The organism is Arsenicicoccus piscis (assembly GCF_022568835.1).
GTDB classification, from domain to species: Bacteria; Actinomycetota; Actinomycetes; order Actinomycetales; family Dermatophilaceae; genus Arsenicicoccus; species Arsenicicoccus piscis.
Genome location: NZ_JAKZHV010000004.1, coordinates 190,970 through 213,122, shown reverse-complemented (window position 1 = coordinate 213,122; position 22,153 = coordinate 190,970). Strand labels below are relative to the sequence as shown.

Here is a 22,153-nt window from a genome sequence, read left to right as displayed (position 1 = left end):
TTGCCGGAGCGAGAAGTGGCTGGTCCGTATACTCGAGGGGGTGCCCGGATCGGGCAGTCACAGCGTTCGACGGGGTGGGATCAGGTGGGTGTGAGCCAGCAGCAGGTTGCCGAGCACGAGGCGACCGCCGCCCCTGGCGCCGGCCCGGATCCGGCAGGCCCGACCCGCTCGGTCACCCACTCCTGGACCCGGGCGCACGACCGTGAGCTGATGACCCACGTGCACCGTCCGGCCTCGGGTCGGGCCGACGCCGTCGTGGTGCTGTGCGACGGGCTGGCCCGCGACCAGGTGCTCGGGTTCCGCAGCTACCGCATGCTGGCCGACCAGCTCGCCGAGTCCGGTGCCCTCGCCGTGCGTTTCGCCTGGTCCGACACGGCCGACTCGGGCGCTCCGGCTCCGGACGACGACCGCGACAGCCTGACCCGCTGGGTCGAGGACCTCGACGCCGTCGTCGCCCTGGCCGCCTCGCTCGCGCCCGGCGTCCCCGTCGTCCTGGTCGGGCTGCGTGCCTCGGGGCTGATCGCCACCCGCTATGCCGTAGAGCACCCGGGCGCCGTCGACCAGATCCTCCTGTGGGAGCCGGTCGGGTCGGGGCGGACCTGGCTGCGCACCCAGGAGACCTTGCACAAGATCAGCTTCGAGTACCGCATGCGGCAGGCGCGCCCGCCCCTGCCCGAGGGCGCGGTCGAGGTGCCGGGTCGGCTCTTCCCGGCCGCCGACGTGGCGGCCCTGCGCGCCGCCAGGATCGTCGACCCGAAGCCGACGCGCGTCGACGTGGTCATCCGTCCGGACCATCCCGGCGACCGGGTGCTGGACCGCTTCCTCGACGGCGCAGCCTCGGTGACGCGGGTGGCCGGTCAGGCCGAGGCCCTCGACACCCCCACCCTGATGGCCCGGGTCTCGCTGGAGACGCTGGCGACGCTCGTCGCGCTGGTGCAGCGCGGCGCCGAGCCGGTGGCGATCGAGACCTTCGCGCCGCGCACCGACGCGGTCGTGGCCCTGTTGCCCCACCGCGGCCGGCCGACGCCGGTCCACGAGCGCCTGACCGAGGTCTACGGCATGCACGCGGTGGTCACCGACGCGATCGGTGCGCCGACCCGCGCCGTGCTGACGATCCCGGGCTCGGGCGAGCCGATGGACGGCCCGACGGGACTGTGGACCCGGTTCGCGCGGGTCGCGGCGGGGCGCGGCGTGACCACGCTGCGGGTCGACCGGCACGGCGCGGGCGAGATGAGCGACCCGGCCGACCTCACCGACCCGTGGCCCTACCACGGCCCCGCCGTCGACGACCTCGCGACCGCGTACGACTGGCTGCGCTCGCGCACGGGGCTGCGGCCGGTGCCGATCGGCATGTGCTCGGGCGCCTGGATCGCGACCCAGGTGGCGCTGCGCACCGACGTCGACACGGTCATCGCCGTCAACCAGGTCGCGTGGGACGTCGCCGCCCTCCCCGAGGGCAACCCGGTCCCCAAGATCGTCGACCCGTCCATGGCCGAGAGCGAGCTGCTCCCCGACTCGGCCAAGGTCAGCACCCGCGACCGGGTCAGGATCGCGATCCGGCACGCCCTCAAGGCCTACGCCCCGCAGCCGGTGTGGCGCGCGCTCGCCGAGCGTGGCCAGGTGCAGATGCCGGCGCCGCTCTACGACCGGGTGACTGCGCGCGGCACCGCCATCCACCAGCTGCTGTCCGGCGCCGACCTGGACTACGTCAACGTCCAGCAGATGACCCCGACGGTGCGCCGGCTGGTCGGACGCGGTCGGCGCCTGACCATCACGCGGCGACCTGAGCTCGACCACTCGCTCCTGTCCGACGCGGCGCGGCGCAGCACCGTGACCTATCTGCTTGCCATGCTGGGCCGTGAGCCGGCGGGCACCGGCACCCCGGTCTCGTGATCGAGCCGTCCCCCGACTCCCGCGCCCGTCAGCCGTTGCCCCCGTCGTCCGTCGCCTCGTGAGGATCTCCATGCCAGCCAGCCCCACCCCCCGCCGCACGACGATCGCGCGAGCCGTGACCGTTGCCTGCCTCGTGGGCGGCCTGCTGCTGGGCCTGCTCGTCGCCGGTGCCGTCGCCAGCACGTCCAAGCCGACCTACTCGGCGACGACCAACTTCGCGGTGCTCCCCGGCACCCGGTCGACCGGCGAGAATCTCGGGCAGGTCGCCTTCCTCACGCCGGTCTTCGCCGCGCAGGCCAACGACCCCAACACCGCGGCCGAGGTCAAGAAGGACCTGGGTGGCCGGGCGCCGGCCACCTCGGTGCCCCAGACCTACCCGGACAGCCAGCTGCTCTTCACCATCAGCTCCACCGGCGACGATCCCGAGCTGGTCTTCAAGACGGCGCAGGCGTTCGAGAGGGTCATGCTCGCACGCGCCGCCGCGGGCCAACCGGTCGGGTCGGAGCAGGCGCGGCTGGCCATCGTCGCGCACGCCCAGGAGCCGACCGCGTCGCAGAGCCTGTCGCCCAAGGTGCTCTACGCCGCCGGTGGGCTGGCCGGCCTGCTGGTCGGCGCTGCGCTCGCCCTGGGGCTCGCGCGTCGCCGCGAGGGCGACCAGCACACCCCCGGCCACGCCGGCTGACGGGCCTCCCGCGCCGTGGCCCAACACAGTGGCAGTCTGCTGGTTACATCTGACGTGCAGACCGCCACCATCTCGCCGAAGCCGAGGAGACCCGCCCGTCAGCCTCGGCGACGGCCCTCGTAGGACACGAACGACTCCAGCACCCGGCGCCCCCGCGCGGGCAGCCGGGAGACGACGGCGCTGACCATCGCGAGGTGATCGCCCGTGAGCGGCCGGATGATCGTCCAGGTCAGGCCCACGCAGATCAGACCGCCGACGCCGCCGACCAGCAGCACGACGAGCTCGTGGCTGCCCACGACCAGGGTGAGCAGCGCACCGGGGAGGGCTGCGGCCACGATCGTGAGCACGACCTTGGTCCAGACCTCGGCCCCCACGGCGGGGACCTCCAGCCGTCGACGCGCCTGGTGCATGAGGCTCGCGGTGCCGGCGAGGATGCCGAGGCCGCCCGCGACGGCCGCGCCGTAGGACGCGAACGGCCAGATGAGCGCCACGTCGGCGACGACGGTCACGGTGGCGGCCACCAGCTGGGCGCGGACCGCCGCGCGCGGCACGCCCGACCCCAGCAGCGAGGCCGACGCGAGCGAGCCGATCGGCCCGAAGAGCACCGGGGCGATGGTGGCGATGAGCAGCAGGTGGGCCGACTTCTCGTACTCGTGGCCGTAGGCCAGCAGCACGAGCGCCCCGCCGCACCCGAGCAGCAGCCCGGCTGCAGGAGCGCTGAGCATCAGCAGCAGTCGCTGCGCCGAGTGGTAGCCCGTCCGCACCCGGGCGTGGTCACCGCTCGCGATGAGCCGTGAGACGACCGGGAGGGCTACCGAGACGAGCGCCGCCGGCACCTGCGCGACGGCGATGGCAGCAGCGAAAGCGACTGAGTAGAAGGCGATCTCGGTGGGTCGATCGTGGTGAAACAGCGCGAGGAAGACGAACTCGCTGCGCCGCGCGACGATCGTGTCGAGCAGCACCACGACGCCGCTGATCGTCGCGAAGCGCAGGGCCGCGTGCGACGCCTCACGCAGCATCGGGCGATCGGGCTGCACCTCCCCGGGTCCGGTCTCGCCAGCCCTCGGGAGGTGTCGCAGGAACGCGGACATCGTGAGCACCGCGGAGGCGACCATCCCCGCCGCTTGGACGGCGACGAACTCGGCGACCCCGCCACCGGTGAGCAGCACGAAGACGCAACCGAAGGCCGCTACCAGCTGGCACGACACACCGATGCCGGACGGGGTGCGGAACTCGTGCAGGCCGTTGAGCCCCTGCGCGACGACGGCGTGGGTGGTCACCATCGCACCGGCGACCGCCGCCGCCACCCACGCGTAGGCCCACTCGGTGTACTGCAGCTGCCCGATCCCCCAGACGGTGACGAAGGACAGCACGGCCGGGATGGCGGTGCTGCGGACGGCCCAGTGGCCGAAGGCGCGGACCAGCGCCGGCCGCCCCTCACCGACGTAGCGACTCACGGCCTGCTCGACCGCGGAGGGCAGCCCCAGCCCGAAGATCGTGCCCACGGTCATGGCGATGAACATCAGATAACTCTGCACGCCCTGCTCGGTCGGCCCCAGCGTGCGGGCGACCAGGACGGACAGCGCGAGGGTCATCACCTGGGGCAGCAGGTATGCCCCGACGTTCCAGATGGCGCCGAGCCCGATGGTGCGCGCCGATGAACTGCCTTGGCTGGGCTGGACTTCCGGGGCGCTCACTGGTCGGTCTGCCTCTCCGCGCCATACTGGGCGCCATGCGAGTGCTGCAGGTGATCAAGGATCTGGACGAGGGTGGGGCCCAGGTGGTGGTGCGCCACCTGGTGGAGGAGCTGACCGCCGCCGGTCACGAGGTGGCGGTGGCGGCGATGCCGGGACGGCTGTCGCCGGACTTCACCGTCCCGCAGTACGGCCTGCCGATGACGGGGGCGGACCCGCGACTGCTCCCCGAGGGGGTGCGAGCGCTGCGGACCGCGATCAGCGACTTCCGCCCCGACGTGGTGCACGCGCACAACCCGGGCACGATGCCGGTCACGTCGCTCGCCACCGGACGCGGTCGGCTGGTCCCGGCGCTCGCGACCCTGCACGGTAGCCCGGCCGAGCAGTACCGCGCGAATGCCCGGCTCGCCACGGTGGCAGGCCTCCTCACGGTCGCCTGCGGACCCGCCGTCGCGCAGCAGATGGCCGATGCGGGCGCACCCGTGAGCGCCACGGTGATCAACGGGGTCCAGGTCCGCCCCCAACGCACCCGGACGCAGACTCGGGCCGACCTCGGCATCGACGAGGACGAGTTCGTGGTCCTGCAGGTGGGGCGGCTGGTGCACCAGAAGCACCCGGAGCTCGCAGTGCAGGCGTTTGCTCGATCCGGCGTGCCGGGTTTCCTCCTGCTCGCAGGCGCCGGGGACCTCGACGCAGCGGTCCGGGAGGTCGCCCGCCAGGAGCGCGTCGCCGACCGGGTGCGCCTGCTCGGACCCCGCCCGGACGCTGCTGACCTGATGGCGGCAGCGGATGTCGTGCAGCTCAGTTCGCGCTTCGAGGGCCTGCCCCTGGTGCTCCTGGAGGCGATGAGCTTGGGAGCCGTCGTCGTGGGAGTGCGCGCCCCCGGGGTCACCGAGCTCATCCGCGACGGCGCGGACGGCCTGCTGCCGGAGCGTTCGGTCGACGGCCTCGCCAACGCTCTCCACCGCCTGCACGGCGACACGACGTTGCGTGAGCGCCTCGCGACCGGCGCGAAGAAGCGGTCGGCCGAGTTCACCGCAGCACGGATGGCCTCCGACTACGCCGATCTCTACGCGCAGCTGGCCTGATCGCCCTGCCCTCACCGAGGCACCGCGGCAGGCTCGCGCGCCGTCGACGACCGGCGTAGCCGCGGCAACACTGGGGAGGATCCGGCGTTGGCGAGCGCCAGCACGAGCCACATCGTGGGGTTGAACAGCTGCGTCGTGAAGAGCGAGCAGATCAGCCCGGCCGCGAGGGCCGCGAGCACCGGGGAGGCGGCCCGGCCGCCGATGACCGCGCGACCCCCGCTGGAATGCGCGTTGCGTCGGGCGTTGCGGAACGCCGTGTAGACACCACCGCCGAGCAGGGCCAGCCCCACGACGCCCGTGCCGTACAGCGCCTCCACCACCGTGTTGTGCGCCACGTGGACGACGAAGGCACCAGGTGGGATCGACTCGGCCCTGAGGATGTACGGCGCGATGGACTGCGGCCCTACTCCTGCGAGGGGATGGTCCAACCCGAGGTTGGCCCCGATGCCCCAGGCATCCAGCCGGCTCGAGACGTTCTCGCCGGCTACGTGCCCCTTGACCTTGGCACCGGACTGGAACTTCGGCAGCCAGACCGGGACGGTCATTACTGCGAGGACGGCCGCTAGGCCGGCACCCTTGAGCAGTGACCACCGGGCGTAGACGTTGACGAAGGCGATGATGGCCAGGCCAAGCGCAAGGCCCGCCGTCGAGCCGCGCGACAGCGAGCCGGCGACAGCGAGTGCCAGCACCAGCCCGCACACGCCGCAGACCCGGCGCATCCAGGGGCTCACCCCCCGAGACGCCCAGATGCCGATCGCGATCACACCGCCTGTAGCCGTGTAGAAGCCGGTGTCGTTGACGTCCTGGCCGGGGATCTGGACGGTCGGGACGGCACCTGACGCCAGGTTGTAGATCCCCCACAGACCCGCGATCGTCGAGCCCACCACGTAGCCGACCAGGGCCGCCTGCACGCGCCCTGCGTTGCAGATCAGCTGGGCCAGGGCGAAGACGACGATGGTCCATCCCACGACCGTCACCATCGTCTCTTTGGCGAGTGTGGGCCAGGGCGAGGCCGCGACGGCCAGCACGTACCAGAGACCGAACGCCATCAGCAGCAGCTCGCTCAGGCCGAGCCGCGGTCGAGCCCAGCGCGACAGGGCGTCCCACGCCGCGATGCCGATGACCGCACCGACCATGAGCTTGGGCAGCGAACCACCACGCAACGCGCCGCTTGCGGGGAAGAACGCGAAGAAGATGACCAGACAGCCGCGCATGAGCGGCTCGAGGAGACGCGGAGACCGCGACTGGACAGCGCCTACCAACCCGGCTCCTCGACTCGTCAGATCCCCGGGACCAGGGTACCGACTCGGCACACCCCGCCGAGGTCACTCGGTCAACCTCTGGCCCCCTCATCCACCTGGCGGCGTGCGTTGACGTCAACTCCGGGGACGCCGTCGTCCAGTCGTGGTAAACACGTCGTCGTGCCTTCCTCCCTCGACCCTCGCCCCCTGCGCGTCGTCCACCTCACCGGCGGTGACCTCGGCGGTGCCGAGAAGCAGCTGATCACCCTCCTCACCCGCGCCACCGAACGCACCGACGAGGAGCGCTCGGCCGCCGGCCGGCCCGTCGAGCACCGGGTCGTCATCACCCGTCCCGGGCCACTCGTCGATCAGTTCCGCAGCCTGGTCCCGACCGTCGTGCTCGACAAGAAGCGCAAGGTGGACCCCGACTTCCTGCGCGGGTTCCGCGACGCCGTCGTGGCCGCGGACGCCGACGTGGTGCACACCTGGGCCTTCACCCCGAACCAGTGGGGACCGTTGGTGGCCAAGTCGATTCGTCCGGCACCGAAGGTGGTGCTGGCCGAGGTCGGCCTGGAGGAGTGGAAGTCCCGGGCCAGTCGGCTCGGGGACCAGCTGTCCTACCGCTGCGCCGACGCGGTCGTCGGGTGCGTCGAGGAGGTCACCCGCGTGGCGGTCGCGCGGGGCGCCGACGCGGCCCGGACGGACACGGTCTACCTCGGGGTGGACGCGGGCCCACGACCGGAGCGGAACCCCACCCCCGGTCACGTGCTGCTGCTCGGGCGGGTCGACTGGCGCAAGGGCCACCGCACCCTGCTCGAGGCCTGGCGCACGGTCGTGGCGGCGCACCCCGAGGCACGACTCACGATGGCCGGGCCGGCGCAGGCCCCGGACGAGCTCGCGCTCAAGGCCGAGCTGGAGGCCGTCATCGCGGCCGACCCCGAGCTCACCCGCACGGTGACGATGCTCGGTCGCGTCGACCCCGGCCCCTACCTCGCGGACACTGCGGTGCTCGCCATGCCCTCGACCAGCGAAGGACTCCCGAACGTCCTGCTCGAGGCCTACTCGGCCGCCGTGCCCGTCGTCGCCTCGGCGGTCGGCGGCATCCCGGACGTCATGGTCGACGGCGAGAACGGCTGGCTGGTCCCCTCCAAGGACCCCGTAGCCCTGGCCGCAGCCCTCGTCGACGCGCTGGACGACCCCGCCGAGGCCCGCCGACGGGGCTACGCCGGACGCGACACGGTCGAGCCGCTCACGGTCGACGCGAGTCTCACCGCGTGGGAGGACATCTACCGCAGGCTCGTGCCGGACCAGACGAAGCAGGAGCGAGCATGACGCGTCTCGTGTCGGTCGTGGTGCCGGCCTACAACCGCGAGCGCACCCTCGGTGCGACCCTGTCGAGCATCCTCACCCAGACCTACCCGCACGTCGAGGCCGTGGTCGTCGACGACGGCTCGAGCGACCGCACGGTCGCCATCGCGCGCAGCTACGACCCCGAGCGCGTCCGCGTGGTCGAGCAGGTCAACGCCGGGCCCGCCGCCGCCCGCAACGCCGCCGTCGCGGCGGCCCGCGGCGAGCTGATCGCCACCTGCGACTCCGACGACATCCTGCTGCCCAACCACGTCACCCAGGCCGTCGAGACGTTGGACTCGGCGCCGTTCCCGCGCTTCGCGGTGGCGTGCAACGCGTTCATCAGCGGCCCGGCCGGCCTCGACACCGGCCGCACCCTGCGCCACGGCAAGGACCCGGGGCTCGCCGACCAGCGGCTGGCCATGCTGCAGGCCAACTGGGCCAGCTATCTGATGCTGGCGCCGCGGCGGCTGTTCGAGGAGACCGGCGGCTACGACCCCGCCATGCGCTCCAGCGAGGACTGGGACCTGTGGGTGCGCGCCCTGTTCGGCGGCTGGAGCATCGTGCGCCAGCCGACCCCCACCGCGCTCTACGCGTGGACGCCGGACAGCCTGAGCACCGACCGCGCCACCATGACGGCGACCGAGGACCTGGTCGTGCGGCGGGCGCTGGAGCGCTTCGGCCCGCAGATGGCGCTGCGCGAACGCGCCTACTGCGAGCGGCGACTCGCCGAAGGATCGCCGATGGACCTGGCCAACCGCGCCGACCGGGCGCTGGAGTCCGGTGACCGCGTGACCGGCGCCGCGCTGCTGCGCCAGGCCAGCTCGCTCAACCCACGCGAGACCAAGCTCGCCGCCAAGGCGCGCGTCAGCCGGCTGCCCGGAGGCCCGCACCTGCTCGCCTGGCACGCTCGTCGCAGCGCCGCCACGAGGCTCAAGGACGGCCGCTGACGCCGTCGCTCAGGCCAGGTCCAGCAGCTCGCGCACGTCGATCGGCCAGGAGCCCACGGACATGCCGTGGGTCTGCAGCAGTGCGACGGCGACGCGCTCGAGGCCGAAGCCCATGCACATGCTGTGCGCCGGCTCACCGCTGGCGAGGGTGAGCCCGAAGTCGTGGCAGAAGTGGCCGCCGTGCTTGTTGCCGGAGCCGAGCGCCACCCGCTCGCAGTCGGGGCCGTAGGCGTCGTAGGTCAGCTCGATCTTGGCCGACGTGGCCTGCTGCCCGCTGCCCATCAGCTGCCCGGCACGCCCGAAGAACGGGTCCGAGGCCACCTCGGCGCGCGGGTCCAGACCGAGGACGGTGAGCAGGTCGAACGCGGTCTGCACGCAGCGGTCCCGGGTGCGCGACGCGTGCGCCTCGTCGCCGAAGACCACGTGCTCCATCTGGCGGAAGGTCACCGCGCGGAACGGGTCCTTGGACGGCTCGTGCCGGAACGCGAAGCCGCCTGGTCCGCCCACGCCGTAGGCCTGACCGTCCACCTGCTGCCCCCGCAGCATCGCGTAGAGCGGGTGGCAGCACGCGGACACCATCATCAGGCCCGCGGAGGTCAGCTGGTCCTACCACCGCTCGCCCCGGTCGCGCGCGGCGAGCAGCGCCCGGTGATCGCGGTCGTCACCGGTGAAGACGCTCACGCCACCGATCAGTTGGGGGAAGGAGCTGACGTAGCCGGTGGACTCGAACGCCGCCATGGGCACGAGCGGCCCGAAGGAGACGTACTCGGCGTCCAGGTAGGCGAACCGGTCTCGCATGGCCGCCGTGAACCCGGCGACGACGGCCTCGAAGGCCGCGCTGCGTCCCCACACCCCGTCGACGCCGAGCGGGCGCACGTGGCCGGCGGCGACGAGCTCGTCCAGCAGCACCTGCTGGCCGAGCTCGCGTCTGTCTCGGCCGTCGCGGCTGTCTCGAGCCGTGGGTCCTGACTGCGCCGCTCCCCCCGCGGTCATCGGTCAGGCCAGCGAGTCGACCGCGTCGGTGATCGAGCGCAGCGAGGTGAAGGTCGACTTGGTGAGGAGCTCGGCGGGGAACTCGAGGTCGAACTCGTCCTCGAGCGTCATCATCACGCTGACGCTCTTGTGGGAGGTCATGCCTGCCTCGAACAGGTCCTGGTCCTCGGTCAGCTCCGCGGCCGGGACGCTGAGCCCGGCCTGGCTCTCGACGATGGTCCGGACGGTGTCGATGGTGCTCATGCAGGGGTGCCCTTCTGGATGGTGTGCAGGGTGGGGTGGTGCGGTGCGTGCGTCTGGTGCAGGTCGTGCGGGTCGTGCCGTCGGGAGGACGAGTCACGGGAACGGGTAGACCTCGTGGCGACGGCCAGGACCGTCACGGTGTGGCACGTCTCAGCGGGGAGGGCCTCGCCGGCCGTGGCCACGGTGACACGCTCGACCCCGAGCGCGGCAGCCAGCTCGGCCGGGCGGCCGTGCAGGCGGACCGACCCGTCGGCGCGGTCCACCTCGATGGCGGGCCAGGGCCAGCTGTCGTCGGGGACCGGTGCCAGCGTCTTGGTGACGGCCTCCTTGGCCGCCCAGTGCCACGCGATCAGCCGCGCCGGCTCGGGGGACCCGACGAGGGCGACGGCCTCGCTGGGGGCGAGCACCCGGTCTACGTAGCGACGGCCGAAGCGGGCGAGGGACGCGGCGACGTCGCTGGTGTCGGCGGTGTCGATACCGATGCCGAGCACCACCTCACCCCCGAGCGCAGGGCGAAGCCCCACCGTCGATCCGTGTGCCACGATCGTGCTGTCCCCTCGCTGTGGCGTGACCCGGGGGCGAGTGCTACGCCCTGGGCCTTCTCCGCAAAAGTCTACGGTCTGGGGCCCGACGATGCTCCTTGTTGGCTCCTTCTGGCGATTTCTCTGCAGCGCGGCGCGCCCGGTATCGTGGATCACCTGCCTCGGCGAGGGATGCCGGAGGTCGAGCGCCGCGGCGCTCGCCCCCGTCCGTGATCGACGCGGTGGTGCGCTCGATGTGCCCGCCGACCTACCGTGTCCCGCGCTGAGGCCCGATCCACCACCGCACCGACAGCTATCGAGCTTTTCGAGGAGACTGCACATGTCCGACGAGATCCGGATCAAGGCGACCGCCCGCACCGAGTTCGGCAAGGGCGCCGCCCGCCGCATCCGCCGCGCCCACGAGATCCCCGCCGTGATGTACGGCCACGGCGCTGCCCCGGTCCACATCACCCTGCCCGGTCACGACACGATGATGGCGCTCAAGAACGCGAACGCGCTGCTGACCATCGAGATCGACGGCGAGGACCAGCTGGCCCTCGCCAAGGACGTCCAGCGCGACCCGATCAAGCCGGTCATCGACCACGTCGACCTCGTCGTCGTCCGCCGCGGCGAGAAGGTCACCGTCGACGTCCCCGTCCAGGTCACCGGTGAGGCCGCCCCCGAGACCGTCGTGCAGGTCGAGAACAACACCCTGCAGGTCGAGGCCGAGGCCACCCGCATCCCCGAGTCGTTCGAGGTCTCGATCGAGGGCCTGACGGCGGGCACCCAGATCCTGGCCAAGGACGTCACCCTCCCGGCCGGCGCCACCCTCGCCGCCGACGAGGAGCTGCTCATCGTCAACATCACCCAGGCGATCTCCGCCGAGGCCCTCGACGCCGAGCTGGCTGAGGCCGAGGAGGAGGCCGGCATCGAGAAGGACGAGTCCGAGGACGCGGCTGCCGAGTCCGGCGACGAAACCCCCGCTGCCGAAGGCGACGACAAGGAGTGACCCTCCCCCTGGCGTGACCACCCGCAGCACCCGAAGGGCTCCCACCGAGATCGGTGGGAGCCCTTCGTGCGTGTCGGGGAGGTCTACTCCTCGTCGAACAGCGAGGTGACCGAGCCGTCCTCGAAGACCTCGCGGATGGCGTCGCCGATGAGCGGGGCGATCGACAGCTCGGTGAGCTTGGCGAAGCGCTTGTCCTCGGGGATGGGCAGCGTGTTGGTGACGACGACCTCCTGGGCGACGGAGTCGCGCAGCCGCTCGACCGCCGAGCCGGAGAGGATGGCGTGGGTGGCGACGATGACGACGCCGGACGCGCCCTCGTTCATCAGCGCGTCCGCGGCCTGGCAGATCGTGCCGCCGGAGTCGATCATGTCGTCGACGAGGATGCAGAGCCGGTCCTTGACCTCGCCGACCACGCGGTTGGCGACGGACTTGTTGGCCTGGTGCACGTCGCGGGTCTTGTGGATGAAGGCCAGCGGCGTGCCGCCGAGCCGGGCGGCCCACTTCTCGGCGACCTTGATCCGGCCGGCGTCCGGCGAGACGACGCAGAGGTTCTCCTCGTCGTACTTCGCGTTGATGTACTCGGTGAGGATCGGGATGGCCTGCAGGTGGTCGACGGGACCGTCGAAGAAGCCCGCGATCTGCTCGGTGTGCAGGTCGACGGCGATGAGCCGGTCGGCGCCGGCGGCCTTGAACATGTCGGCGAGCAGCCGGGCGGTGATCGGCTCGCGGCCGAGGGACTTCTTGTCCTGGCGGGCGTAGCCGTAGAACGGCACCACCGTCGTGATCCGCTTGGCCGAGGCGCGCTTGGCGGCGTCGATCATGATCAGGTGCTCCATGATCCACTCGTTGATCGGCGCGGTGTGGCTCTGGATGACGAACGCGTCGGAGCCGCGCACCGACTCCTGGAAGCGCACGTAGGTCTCGGAGTTGGCGAACGTCCGGAAGTCCGTCGGCACGATCTGGGTGCCCAGCTGGTAGGCGACCTCCTCGGCCAGCGCGATGTGTGCGCGGCCACTGAAGATCATCAGGTTCTTCTCGTTGCTGCGCTTGACGCCGGTCATCCAGAAGGCTCCTCGGGCGGTGGGGGCTGGCCGATCGGACGCGCCGTCAGCCACCGGGTCGGGCGGTCGCCCGGCGACAGTCTAACCGTCAGGCCAGCTCGGGGATGATCCCCTCGGCCGCTGCGACGCGACCGTCCACGACGGCCTGCAGCCACGCGGTGCCCGCCTGCGCCTGCTCGTTGTCCAGTCCGCGCACGGCCTCGAGGTAGGTGACCGACCCGGCCGCCTGCTCCAGGTGCTCGGCGATCGGCAGCGGGGGCAGCGCCTCGACCTCGGGACCGAAGACCGCCACCAGCTCCTCGACGCGGGTGCGCATCGGCTCGTGCGCCGGGTTGTCGGCGCTGAGCTTGCGAGCGAGCTTGCGCAGCCTGGTGATTCGCTCGCTGCGTGCCGCTGCGATGGCTACCAGCGCCCCCTCGTAGACCGCCTCGCCCAGCTCCTGCGCGGCGAAGAACGGACGCCGGGCCTGTCGATACCACTGCTCCAGCGCGTCCAGGTGGGCGAGGTAGGACACGTTGCGCGCCACCAGCGGGTAGAGCCGGGCGTAGGTGTCGGGCGTGAACGGGCGGTTGAGGTTGCCGGGGGCGGCGACGACCCGCAGCGTGTCCTCGTCGTCGATGTCGCGCCGCAGGACCGAGCCCGCCCCGACGACCGAGCCGTAGCCGACGGTCACCGGGCCGACGGCCCCACCCTGGCCGCCGAGGAAGATCGGGTGCTCGCGCAGCATCACGCCGCGCGGCACGTCGCCGAAGCGCGAGGGCGTCGTCTTGTCCCCCGCCGGCGTGAAGTTGAAGTGGATGTAGGACGAGCCGACCTCGCTGTGGTCGCTGCGGCTCGTGCCGCCCGCCATGAAGGCGTCGCAGAAGTTGATCAGCGAGCCCAGGGTGACGAACGGGAAGAGGATGGTCTGCTTCAGCCCGACCGTGTGGGCACCGCTCGCCTCCTCCTCGAGGATGCTGCCCTCCCGCACGTGGTGCCCGAGGCCGAGCGAGGCTCCCGCGAGGAAGACGGACTTCGCCGCGTAGCCGCCCTTGAGCTCTACGGACGGACCCAGCTGGCAGCTCTCGACGGTCACCGGACCCTCGCGGCCGATCCGCACCCCCGCCGACAGCACGGTCGAGGCGCCGCGGACCCGGCAGCCGGGGTGGATGACGACGCCGTCGCCGCTGATCCGGTCGAGGTCGACCTCGGGCGCGATCTCGACCGTGGCGGGCAGGGCCATCGTGACGCCCTTGGCGAGCAGCGCCTCGACCCGGTCCTCGTTGGTGCTCATCGCCGCTCCCTTGCCTGCCGTGTGGTGCTGGTGCTGGTGACTGCTGGGTGGCTCCCCGGGTTGGAATCGAACCAACGTCGCTAATCCTGATTCAAAGTCAGGCGGGCCCTGCCAGCAGACCAACCGGGGATCGCGGTCGGACGGGCCGAGCGCGGCGAGGCAGCCCGGACCGACCGGGCCGACAACGGGACCAGGGTAGTGCTACTTCTTGGGCCGGGTGCGCAGCGTCGGCTTCGGCTCGGCGTGCGCCAGACCGTTCCAGGCGAGGTTGACCAGGTGCGCGGCGACCTGCTCGCGGCTGAAGCCCCGGCGCTTGCGGCTCTCCAGCCACCACTGGCCGGTCATCGCGACCATGCCGACGAGCATCTGGGCATACATCGGGGCGGCCTTGGCGTCGAGCTTGCGCGAGTGGAACTCCGACACCACCAGGTGCTCGACCTGGCTCGCCGTGTCGGAGAGCAGGCTCGCGAACGACCCGGTCGCCTGGCCCGGCGGCGAGTCGCGCACCAGGATCCGGAAGCCGTCGGTGCTGCTGTCGATGTAGTCGAGCAGCGCCAGCGCCGCCCCCTCGAGCAGGTCGCGCGGCCCGGTGTCGGTAGCGGTCAGGGCGGTGGTCACCGCACCGAGGAGGCTGCCGATCTCGCGGTCCACGACGACCGCGTAGAGCCCCTCCTTGCCCCCGAAGTGCTCGTAGACCACCGGCTTGCTCACCTTGGCGGACGCCGCGATCTCCTCGACCGACGTGCCCTCAAAACCCTTGTCGGCAAACAGCTTTCGTCCCACGTCGATGAGCTGCTCGCGACGCTCCGGCCCGGTCATCCGGCCCCGGCGCCGCTCCCTGGAGTCTCTCGCAGCGCCCCGGGCCGACTCTCTGGCGGAGTCCCTGGCGGAGTGTTCTGCCGACGCGCTCTGCTCGCTGCTCACCCGGCCATCGTCGCACGTGGCGCGATCGCCGCGTGTTCGCTCTACGAACTCTTGTGCTCTAGGTGAACACATCGTAGAGTGAGGAGCACCCACCCGACCAGCCAGCGGAGGCCTTTGGTGAGCACCTCGACGCAGTCCTATCTCGCCGGTCTGATCGGTGACGGGGTGATCCCGTCGCTGACCCCGCCGATGCACGAGGCCGAGGCCGAGGCCCAGGGGCTGCGCTGCGTCTACCGGCCCGTCGACCTCTCCATCATCGGCCGCCCGGGCGCCGACGTGGGCGACCTGGTGCGCGCCGGACGCGATCTGGGGTTCAACGGCTTCAACATCACCTACCCGTGCAAGCAGCTGGTGCTGGCGCACCTCGACGAGATCGCCCCCGCCGCCGCGCAGCTCGGCGCCGTCAACACGGTCGTCGTCACGGGCGAGGAGCGCCGCCTGGTCGGGCACAACACCGACGCCGCCGGATTCGGTCGCGGCCTGGCCGAGGCGCTGCCGGACGCCGACCTCACCGACGTGGTCCAGGTGGGCACGGGCGGCGCGGGCTCCGCGGTCGCCTACGCGCTGCTGGAGCGCGGCGTGCAGCGACTGCACCTGATCGACCTCGACCTCGACCGCGCCGCCGAGCGCGCCACCGCGATGGGCGCGCTCTTCCCCGACCGCACCGTCGACGCCGCCACCCCCGACGCGCTGCCCGCCCTGCTCGCCGCCGCCACCGGCGTCGTCAACTGCACGCCGCTCGGCATGCACAACCACCCGGGCGCCCCCTTCGACCTCACCCTGCTGCGCCCGCAGCACTGGGTCGCCGACGTGATCTACCGGCCGATGAACACCCCGCTGATCGAGGCCGCACAGGCCCTCGGCTGCGCGGTGATGGACGGTGGGCACATGGCCGTCGCGCAGGCCGTCGAGTCGTTCACGCTGATGACCGGTCGACCCGCCGACCCCGACCGGGTGCGCGCGACGTTCCTGCAGCTGATCGCCGAGGGGCGCTGACCTGATGACCGCGCTGCGCACGTCGATCGCCACCGTCTGCCTGTCCGGCACGTTGGACGAGAAGCTCCAGGCTTGTGCCGCAGCAGGATTCGACGGCGTCGAGATCTTCGAGCCGGACCTGGTGGTGTCGCCGCTCACCCCGGCCCAGGTGCGCGACCGCTGCGCCGAGCTGGGACTCACCATCGACCTCTACCAGCCGTTGCGCGACCTCGACGGCGTGAGCGAGGACCTCTTCGCCGCCAACCTGCGGCGCGCCGAGGCGAAGTTCGCCCTCATGCGCGAGCTCGGCGCGACGCTCGTGCTGGTCTGCACCAACGTGGCCACGGCGACCGTCGACGACGACCAGGTGTGCGCCGACCAGCTGCGCCGCCTCGGCGACCTCGCCGACCGCTACGACGTGTCCATCGCCTACGAGGCCCTGGCGTGGGGTCGCTACGTCAACGACTTCGAGCACGCAGCCCGGATCGTCGCCCTGGCGGACCACCCCCGCGTCGGCACCTGCCTCGACTCCTTCCACATCCTGTCGCGGCGCTGGGACCCCTCCGGGATCGAGTCGCTGCCGACCCGGTCGATCTTCTTCGTGCAGCTCGCCGACGCCCCCGACCTCGACATGGACGTGCTGTCCTGGAGCCGGCACCACCGCCTCTTCCCCGGTCAGGGGTCCTGGGACCTGGCCGAGTTCGTCGTGCACCTGTTCAAGGCCGGCTACGCCGGGCCGCTGTCGCTGGAGATCTTCAACGACACCTTCCGGCAGAGCGACGTGCAGCGCACCGCCGTCGACGCGCACCGCTCGCTGGTGTGGCTGGCCGACCGCGCCGCGCGGCGGATGGAGGCCGAGGGGCTCTCGGCGCCCGTCGACGTGCCCGCGCTGCCGCCGGTCGACGACCCCAGCGCCATCAGCTTCGTCGAGGTGCGCAGCCCCTCCGTCGAGCACATCGAGTCCCTGCTGCGCGCCATGGGATTCACCGACCACGGTCGGCACCGGTCCAAGCCCGCCGTCAGCCTGTGGACGCTCGACGACGCGCGCGTGGTGCTGAACCAGGTCGACGGCTCTGTGGGCGACGAGCACATCGCCTCCATCGGGTTCACCGTGGCCGACCCCGCCGCGTCGGCGGCGCGAGCCGAGGCCCTGCAGGCCGTGCCGGTGGCTCGCGAGACCGGAGCGGGCGACGAGGAGCTGCGCGCGGTGACCGCCCCCGACGGCACCGAGGTCTTCTTCGTGGGGACCGACAGCCAGGGCGTCAGCGCGTGGGTGGACGAGTTCTCCTCTCCCGCAAGGTCGTCCGGCGAGATCCACGTCGACCACGTCAACCTGGCCCAGCCGTGGCAGCACTTCGACGAGGCCGTCCTCTTCCTCGGCAGCGTGCTGTCCCTCACCCCGCGCCCCAGCGTCGACGTGGCCAGCCCGCTCGGGCTGGTCCGCAGCCAGGTCATGGACTCCGACGACCACGCGATCCGGCTGGCGCTCAACGTCGTCCCGCCGATCAGCGCCCAGGGCGCCGACCCCGGTCAGCACTTCGCGCAGCACGTCGCCTTCCACTGCAACGACATCGTGGCGTTCGCCCGGGCCGCTCGGGACCGCGGCCTGTCGTTCCTCGCGATCCCCGAAAACTACTACGCCGACCTCGCCGCCCGCTTCGACCTGTCGACGGAGGAGCTCGAGACCCTGCGCAGCCTCGACCTGCTCTACGACCGCGACGACAGCGGCGAGTTCGTGCACTTCTACACCGAGACGGTCGGCTCGATCTTCCTCGAGGTCGTCGAACGTCGCGGCGGCTACGACGGATTCGGCGCCCCGAACGCCCCCGTGCGTCTCGCCACCCAGCACGCCCGGCGCCTCGCGCGCGGGCTGCCCCCTCGACCGGCAGCGCCCTGCTGCTGAGCACTCCCCCATCCCCATCCACCGAGAGGAGCCACACCGTGGTGGACGAGACCTTCGACGACGCCAGGGTCATCACGTCGTCAGACTCGGCGCAGAGCACCCAGGCCGAGATCAACGAGCAGATGGCCGGCATCACCCGCGACTACGAGGCCGCGGGCGCCGAGGAGACGCAGCCGCGGATCGACTACGCGCCCTACCGCAGCTCGATCCTGCGCCACCCGACGAAGGCGCCCCGACCGGTCGACCCCGAGTCGATCGAGCTGTGGTCGCCCGCGTTCGGTCAGCGCGACGTGCACACCCTCGAGAGCGACCTCACCATCCAGCACAAGGGTGAGCCGCTCGGCGAGCGGATCATCCTGCGCGGCAAGATCGTCGACGGCGACGGCCGTCCCGTCGCCGGTCAGCTGCTGGAGATCTGGCAGGCCAACTCGGCCGGCCGCTACGTGCACAAGCGCGACCAGCACCCCGCACCGCTCGACCCGAACTTCACCGGCGTCGGCCGCGCCATCACCGGCGCCGACGGCAGCTACGAGTTCACGACGATCAAGCCCGGCCCCTACCCGTGGAAGAACCACTTCAACGCCTGGCGCCCGGCGCACATCCACTTCTCGCTGTTCGGCACGCAGTTCACCCAGCGGATGATCACCCAGATGTACTTCCCGGGCGACCCGCTCTTCGCGCTGGACCCGATCTACCAGGCGATCGTCGACCCCGCCGCGCGCCAGCGACTGGTCGCGACCTACGACCACGACATCACCAGCCACGAGTGGGCCACCGGCTACTCCTTCGACCTCGTGCTCACCGGCACCCACCGCACCCCGTTCGAGACCGACACCACCGCCGGACAGTCCCCGGAAGGAGCCCACTGATGACCAAGCTTGTGGCCACGCCCGGCCAGACCATCGGCCCGTTCTACGGCTTCGCGCTGCCGTTCGAGCGCGGCGAGCAGCTCGTGCCCGTCGGGTCCCCCGGCTCCGTGCGGCTGCACGGCACGGTCTACGACGGCAACGGTGACCCGATCCCCGACTGCCTGCTCGAGATCTGGCAGGCCGCCGCCGACGGGACCGTCCCCGACGCGCACGGCTCGCTGATCCGGGACGGCTACACCTTCACCGGCTTCGGTCGCACGGCGGTCGACAACGTGGGCGGCTTCAGCTTCACCACCGTGGAGCCGGGTCCGCGCCCCGACGGCGGCGCCCGCTTCATCTCGGTCGTGGTGTTTGCGCGCGGTCTGCTCAACAAGCTGCACACCCGGGTCTACCTGCCCGAGGACGTCGCGGACGCCGACGCGGTCGCCGCCGACGCGCTGCTGTCGTCGCTGCCCGAAAACGAGCGGGGGACGCTGATCGCCACCCGCGAGGACGACGGGGCGCTGCGCTGGGACCTGCGCCTGCAGGGTGAGGGCGAGACCGTCTTCCTCACCTACCCCGAGCGGTAGCCCACGCGGCCTCGTAGACCGCGCCGCCTCACCCCTGTAGAACGCGCTGCCTTGCCCGCGCTGCCGTCCGCCAACACCCTTCTCCCGCAAAGGAACTCCGTGAACCAGCCCGTCTCGCAGCCCGACGACGCCGACCTCGGCCTGCTCGCCCCCGTGTGGGCGGGCACCGCCGTCGCCCGGCGGACCTCGGACCGCGCGCTGGCCCAGGATCTGCTGGACGTCGAGCGCACCTGGCTGCAGGTGTGCTCGACGGCCGGGCTGGTGGACCTGGGGGCGGAGGGTGTTGGCGGTCGTGGCGATGCTGGTGGCGATGGTGCTGATGGTGCTGGTGGCGCTGGTGGCGCGGCGGGGGCGGGGTCGCCGTGGGACGCGTCGGCCTACGACCTGGTCTCGATCGCACAGCGGTCGGCCGGCGGCGGCAACCCGCTGATCCCGCTGCTCGGCGACCTGCGGTCCGCCCTGCGCGCGGCCGGGCTGGACGCCGCGTCCCGTGGCGTCCACCTCGGCGCGACCAGCCAGGACATCATCGACACGGCGCTGATGGTGATGGCGCACGAGGTCGTCGAGCTGCTGCTCGCGGACCTCGACCGCGCCCTCGCCGCGCTGGCGACCCTGGCCGAGCGGCACCGCGACACCCCCTGCATCGCCCGGTCCCTCGGCCAGCACGCCCTGCCCACGACGTTCGGCCTGCGGGTCGCGCAGTGGCGGGCCGGGCTGCTCGCCGCGACCCACGGTCTACGCCGGGTCGGGGGTTCGCTGCCGCTCCAGTGGGGCGGGGCCGCGGGCACCCTGGCCGGCCTCGAGCTGCGCACCGCGCCGGCGGGGCTGGACGCGTTCGCGCTGAGCGACGACCTGGCGCAGCGACTCGGCCTCGCGGCGTCGCTGCCTTGGCACACCCGCCGCCAGACCGTCACCGGGCTCGGCTTCGCGCTGGCCGACGTCGTCGCGGCGGCCGGCAAGATCGCCACCGACATCGCGTTCGCCACCCGGCCCGAGGTCGGCGAGCTGGTCGAGCCCTCCGCCCCCGGCCGCGGCGGCTCGTCGGCGATGCCGCACAAGCGCAACCCGGTGCTGTCCATCATGATCCGCAGCGCCGCCCTCGACGCCCCCGCACAGGTCGCCACCCTGCTGACCGCCGCGGGCCTCGCCGACCACGAGCGCCCAGACGGCGCGTGGCACGCCGAGTGGCCCAGCCTGCGCGCGCTGCTGCGCCTGGCCGGCGGGGTCACCCCCAAGCTCGCCGAGCTGTGCAGCGGGCTCGCCGTCGACGAGACCGCCCTGCGCCGCAACCTCGAGCACTCGGGCGCGGCCGTCGTCACCGAGCGCATCATGGCGGTCGTCGCGCCGCTCGTCCCCGCCACCGAGGGCCGCACCGGCAAGGCCGCCGTGCAGGCCGCGGTCGACGAGTCGCTCAGCGGCGGCACCGACCTGGCCACCGCCCTGCGCGCCCTGGTGCCGGCGTCGGCGCTCGACGACGCCGCACTCGACGACCTGCTCCAGCCCACGCGCTACCTCGGCCTCGCACCTCAGCTCACCGATCGCCTTCTCTCGCAGGAGAACTCATGACCCTCACCCTCGTCGGCACCGCGCTGACGCCACCGTCCCCGGACAAGCCGCTGCTCGTCGTCGGCCCCTCGCTCGGCACCGCCGTCGACGTGCTCTGGGAGCGCACGGTGCCCCTGCTGGCTCCCCACTTCCAGATCGTCGGCTGGGACCTCCCGGGTCACGGCCGCACCCCGTTCGACGGGGCGGCGTTCACCGTCGCCGACCTCGCCGACGCCGTGGCAAACCTCGTCGCGACCCTGCGCTCCGGTGCCGATGCCGGCCCCAACACCGGCGCCGTTGCCGACGCTGCCGCGCCCGTGTTCTACGCCGGGGTGTCACTGGGTGGGGCCACGGGGCTGCAGCTGGCGCTGGACCACCCGGGCCTGTTCACCGGGCTCGCCGTGATCTGCTCCGGGGCCGCGCTCGGCACGCCCGACGCCTGGCGCGAGCGCGCCGAGACGGTGCGCGCCCAGGGCACGCCCGTCATGGTCGAGGGGTCCGCAAAGCGTTGGTTCGCACCGGGATTCATCGAGCAGCAGCCCGACATCAGCGGCCGCCTGCTGATGACCCTGCAGCGCACCGACCGGTTCGGCTACGCCGCCTGCTGCGAGGCGCTCGCCGGCTTCGACGTGCTGGACCAGGTCCACCGCATCACCGACCCGGTCGTCCTCGTCAACGGCACCGACGACCAGGTCGCCCCGCCGCGCCTCGCCGACGACATCACCGAGCGGTGTGCCAGCGCCCGCTCGATCGCCCTCGGCGGAGTCGGTCACCTCGCCCCCGCCGAGGACCCGCAGGGCACCGCCTCCGCAGTGCTGTCGCTCGCCGAGCACGCGGGCGCCGTCTTGACCCAGCCTGAGGATGGTTCCGCCACCGAGCACGATGGCGGCTCCGCCACCGGCCACGAGGGCGCCCGAGGGACCGTGCCCGCCGCGAGCCTGGGCGGCGCCGACATGTCGCTCACGGCGCAGCAGACCTACGACGCCGGCATCGGGGTGCGCCGCGAGGTGCTCGGCGACGCCCACGTCGACCGCGCGAACGCCGCCATCGACGAGTTCAGCGCCGACTTCCAGAACCTCATCACCCGCTACGCCTGGGGCACCATCTGGACCCGCCCTGGCCTGGACCGGGTCACCCGGTCCGCCATCACGCTCACCGCCCTGATCGCACACGGGCACTGGGAGGAGCTGGCCATGCACGTGCGGGCCGCCCTCAACAACGGCATGACCCGCGGCCAGATCAAGGAGGTCATGCTGCAGTCCGCGATCTACTGCTCCGTCCCCTCCGCCAACGCCGCCTTCAAGGTCGCCCAGCGGGTCTTCGCCGAGGTCGACGCCCAGGGCGACACCGCCGCCCACCCAGCCGCCACCGCC

20 protein-coding genes, 1 tRNA gene and 1 pseudogene are annotated in these 22,153 nt (G+C 72.3%); 12 read left to right on the top strand and 10 right to left on the bottom strand.

The window, feature by feature from the left end:
* The first annotated feature begins 90 nt into the window (after positions 1 to 90).
* Positions 91 to 1,893 carry a hypothetical protein gene (locus MM440_RS09775; RefSeq protein WP_241444111.1) on the top strand — a complete coding sequence of 601 codons (1,803 nt, stop codon included), beginning with the start codon at positions 91 to 93 and terminating at the stop codon, positions 1,891 to 1,893.
* A gap of 70 nt (positions 1,894 to 1,963) precedes the next feature.
* Positions 1,964 to 2,575 carry a YveK family protein gene (locus tag MM440_RS09770; protein ID WP_241444110.1) on the top strand — a complete coding sequence of 204 codons (612 nt, stop codon included), beginning with the start codon at positions 1,964 to 1,966 and terminating at the stop codon, positions 2,573 to 2,575.
* Positions 2,576 to 2,673: 98 nt separating this feature from the next.
* On the opposite strand, the gene MM440_RS17350 is transcribed toward MM440_RS09770, so the two are convergent.
* On the bottom strand, positions 2,674 to 4,272 hold the full coding sequence (locus MM440_RS17350) for a lipopolysaccharide biosynthesis protein (protein WP_241444109.1): 1,599 nt from the start codon (positions 4,270 to 4,272) through the stop codon (positions 2,674 to 2,676).
* A 35-nt stretch (positions 4,273 to 4,307) separates the two neighbouring features.
* Between MM440_RS17350 and MM440_RS09760 the strand changes: the two genes are divergently transcribed.
* Positions 4,308 to 5,357: a glycosyltransferase family 4 protein gene (locus MM440_RS09760; protein ID WP_241444108.1), complete on the top strand. Its 1,050-nt coding sequence runs from the start codon at positions 4,308 to 4,310 to the stop codon at positions 5,355 to 5,357.
* A gap of 11 nt (positions 5,358 to 5,368) precedes the next feature.
* Here the strand turns inward: MM440_RS09760 and MM440_RS09755 are convergent, their stop codons facing one another.
* Positions 5,369 to 6,571, bottom strand: a complete 1,203-nt coding sequence (locus tag MM440_RS09755; protein ID WP_241444107.1) for an O-antigen ligase family protein — start codon at positions 6,569 to 6,571, stop codon at positions 5,369 to 5,371.
* Between the two features lie 207 nt (positions 6,572 to 6,778).
* Between MM440_RS09755 and MM440_RS09750 the strand changes: the two genes are divergently transcribed.
* On the top strand, positions 6,779 to 7,930 hold the full coding sequence (locus MM440_RS09750) for a glycosyltransferase (RefSeq protein WP_241444106.1): 1,152 nt from the start codon (positions 6,779 to 6,781) through the stop codon (positions 7,928 to 7,930).
* Positions 7,927 to 8,895, top strand: a complete 969-nt coding sequence (locus tag MM440_RS09745) for a glycosyltransferase family 2 protein (protein WP_241444105.1) — start codon at positions 7,927 to 7,929, stop codon at positions 8,893 to 8,895. Before MM440_RS09750 ends, MM440_RS09745 begins: the two co-directional genes overlap by 4 nt.
* 9 nt (positions 8,896 to 8,904) lie before the next feature.
* On the opposite strand, the gene MM440_RS09740 is transcribed toward MM440_RS09745, so the two are convergent.
* The 4 genes from MM440_RS09740 to MM440_RS17345 are packed head-to-tail and all read right to left on the bottom strand — an operon-like array spanning position 8,905 to position 10,655.
* Positions 8,905 to 9,477, bottom strand: coding sequence for a class-II aminoacyl-tRNA synthetase family protein (locus MM440_RS09740; protein ID WP_241444104.1), 573 nt, complete (start codon positions 9,475 to 9,477; stop codon positions 8,905 to 8,907).
* A gap of 24 nt (positions 9,478 to 9,501) precedes the next feature.
* Entirely contained in the window at positions 9,502 to 9,888 is a 387-nt protein-coding gene (locus MM440_RS09735; RefSeq protein WP_241444103.1) for a class-II aminoacyl-tRNA synthetase family protein, read from the bottom strand.
* 3 nt (positions 9,889 to 9,891) lie between these two features.
* Positions 9,892 to 10,131, bottom strand: a complete 240-nt coding sequence (locus tag MM440_RS09730; protein WP_241444102.1) for an acyl carrier protein — start codon at positions 10,129 to 10,131, stop codon at positions 9,892 to 9,894.
* On the bottom strand, positions 10,128 to 10,655 hold the full coding sequence (locus tag MM440_RS17345; RefSeq protein WP_241444101.1) for a holo-ACP synthase: 528 nt from the start codon (positions 10,653 to 10,655) through the stop codon (positions 10,128 to 10,130). The genes MM440_RS09730 and MM440_RS17345 overlap by 4 nt, the downstream gene beginning before the upstream one ends.
* 337 nt (positions 10,656 to 10,992) lie before the next feature.
* Here MM440_RS17345 and MM440_RS09720 point away from each other — a divergent pair, with 337 nt between their 5' ends.
* Positions 10,993 to 11,661 carry a 50S ribosomal protein L25/general stress protein Ctc gene (locus MM440_RS09720; RefSeq protein WP_241444100.1) on the top strand — a complete coding sequence of 223 codons (669 nt, stop codon included), beginning with the start codon at positions 10,993 to 10,995 and terminating at the stop codon, positions 11,659 to 11,661.
* An 83-nt stretch (positions 11,662 to 11,744) separates the two neighbouring features.
* On the opposite strand, the gene MM440_RS09715 is transcribed toward MM440_RS09720, so the two are convergent.
* From MM440_RS09715 to MM440_RS09700, 4 genes are all read right to left on the bottom strand, one after another.
* Positions 11,745 to 12,722 carry a ribose-phosphate diphosphokinase gene (locus tag MM440_RS09715; RefSeq protein WP_241444099.1) on the bottom strand — a complete coding sequence of 326 codons (978 nt, stop codon included), beginning with the start codon at positions 12,720 to 12,722 and terminating at the stop codon, positions 11,745 to 11,747.
* An 88-nt stretch (positions 12,723 to 12,810) separates the two neighbouring features.
* On the bottom strand, positions 12,811 to 13,995 hold the full coding sequence (locus MM440_RS09710; RefSeq protein ID WP_241444098.1) for a UDP-N-acetylglucosamine pyrophosphorylase: 1,185 nt from the start codon (positions 13,993 to 13,995) through the stop codon (positions 12,811 to 12,813).
* A gap of 48 nt (positions 13,996 to 14,043) precedes the next feature.
* A tRNA-Gln gene (locus MM440_RS09705) sits at positions 14,044 to 14,125 on the bottom strand.
* A 71-nt stretch (positions 14,126 to 14,196) separates the two neighbouring features.
* A complete protein-coding gene (locus MM440_RS09700) occupies positions 14,197 to 14,814 on the bottom strand; it encodes a TetR/AcrR family transcriptional regulator (protein ID WP_241444097.1) in 618 nt (205 codons plus the stop codon).
* A 222-nt stretch (positions 14,815 to 15,036) separates the two neighbouring features.
* Here MM440_RS09700 and MM440_RS09695 point away from each other — a divergent pair, with 222 nt between their 5' ends.
* From MM440_RS09695 to pcaDC, 6 genes and pseudogenes are all read left to right on the top strand, one after another.
* Positions 15,037 to 15,915 carry a shikimate dehydrogenase gene (locus MM440_RS09695; RefSeq protein WP_241444096.1) on the top strand — a complete coding sequence of 293 codons (879 nt, stop codon included), beginning with the start codon at positions 15,037 to 15,039 and terminating at the stop codon, positions 15,913 to 15,915.
* A gap of 4 nt (positions 15,916 to 15,919) precedes the next feature.
* Positions 15,920 to 17,797: a bifunctional sugar phosphate isomerase/epimerase/4-hydroxyphenylpyruvate dioxygenase family protein gene (locus tag MM440_RS09690; RefSeq protein ID WP_338155637.1), complete on the top strand. Its 1,878-nt coding sequence runs from the start codon at positions 15,920 to 15,922 to the stop codon at positions 17,795 to 17,797.
* Positions 17,798 to 17,838: 41 nt separating this feature from the next.
* The gene (pcaH, locus tag MM440_RS09685; RefSeq protein ID WP_420914153.1) at positions 17,839 to 18,666 is read left to right on the top strand and encodes a protocatechuate 3,4-dioxygenase subunit beta; all 828 of its coding nucleotides are present in this window, start codon (positions 17,839 to 17,841) and stop codon (positions 18,664 to 18,666) included.
* The gene (gene pcaG, locus MM440_RS09680; protein WP_241444094.1) at positions 18,666 to 19,235 is read left to right on the top strand and encodes a protocatechuate 3,4-dioxygenase subunit alpha; all 570 of its coding nucleotides are present in this window, start codon (positions 18,666 to 18,668) and stop codon (positions 19,233 to 19,235) included. The genes pcaH and pcaG overlap by 1 nt, the downstream gene beginning before the upstream one ends.
* 99 nt (positions 19,236 to 19,334) lie before the next feature.
* Positions 19,335 to 20,801 (top strand): lyase family protein, encoded by a 1,467-nt coding sequence (locus MM440_RS09675; protein WP_241444093.1) that lies wholly within the window; start codon positions 19,335 to 19,337, stop codon positions 20,799 to 20,801.
* A pseudogene (gene pcaDC, locus MM440_RS17705) lies at positions 20,798 to 22,117 on the top strand (bifunctional 3-oxoadipate enol-lactonase/4-carboxymuconolactone decarboxylase PcaDC); the annotation flags it as partial. The gene MM440_RS09675 and the pseudogene pcaDC, both read left to right, overlap by 4 nt.
* Positions 22,118 to 22,153: the final 36 nt, after the last annotated feature.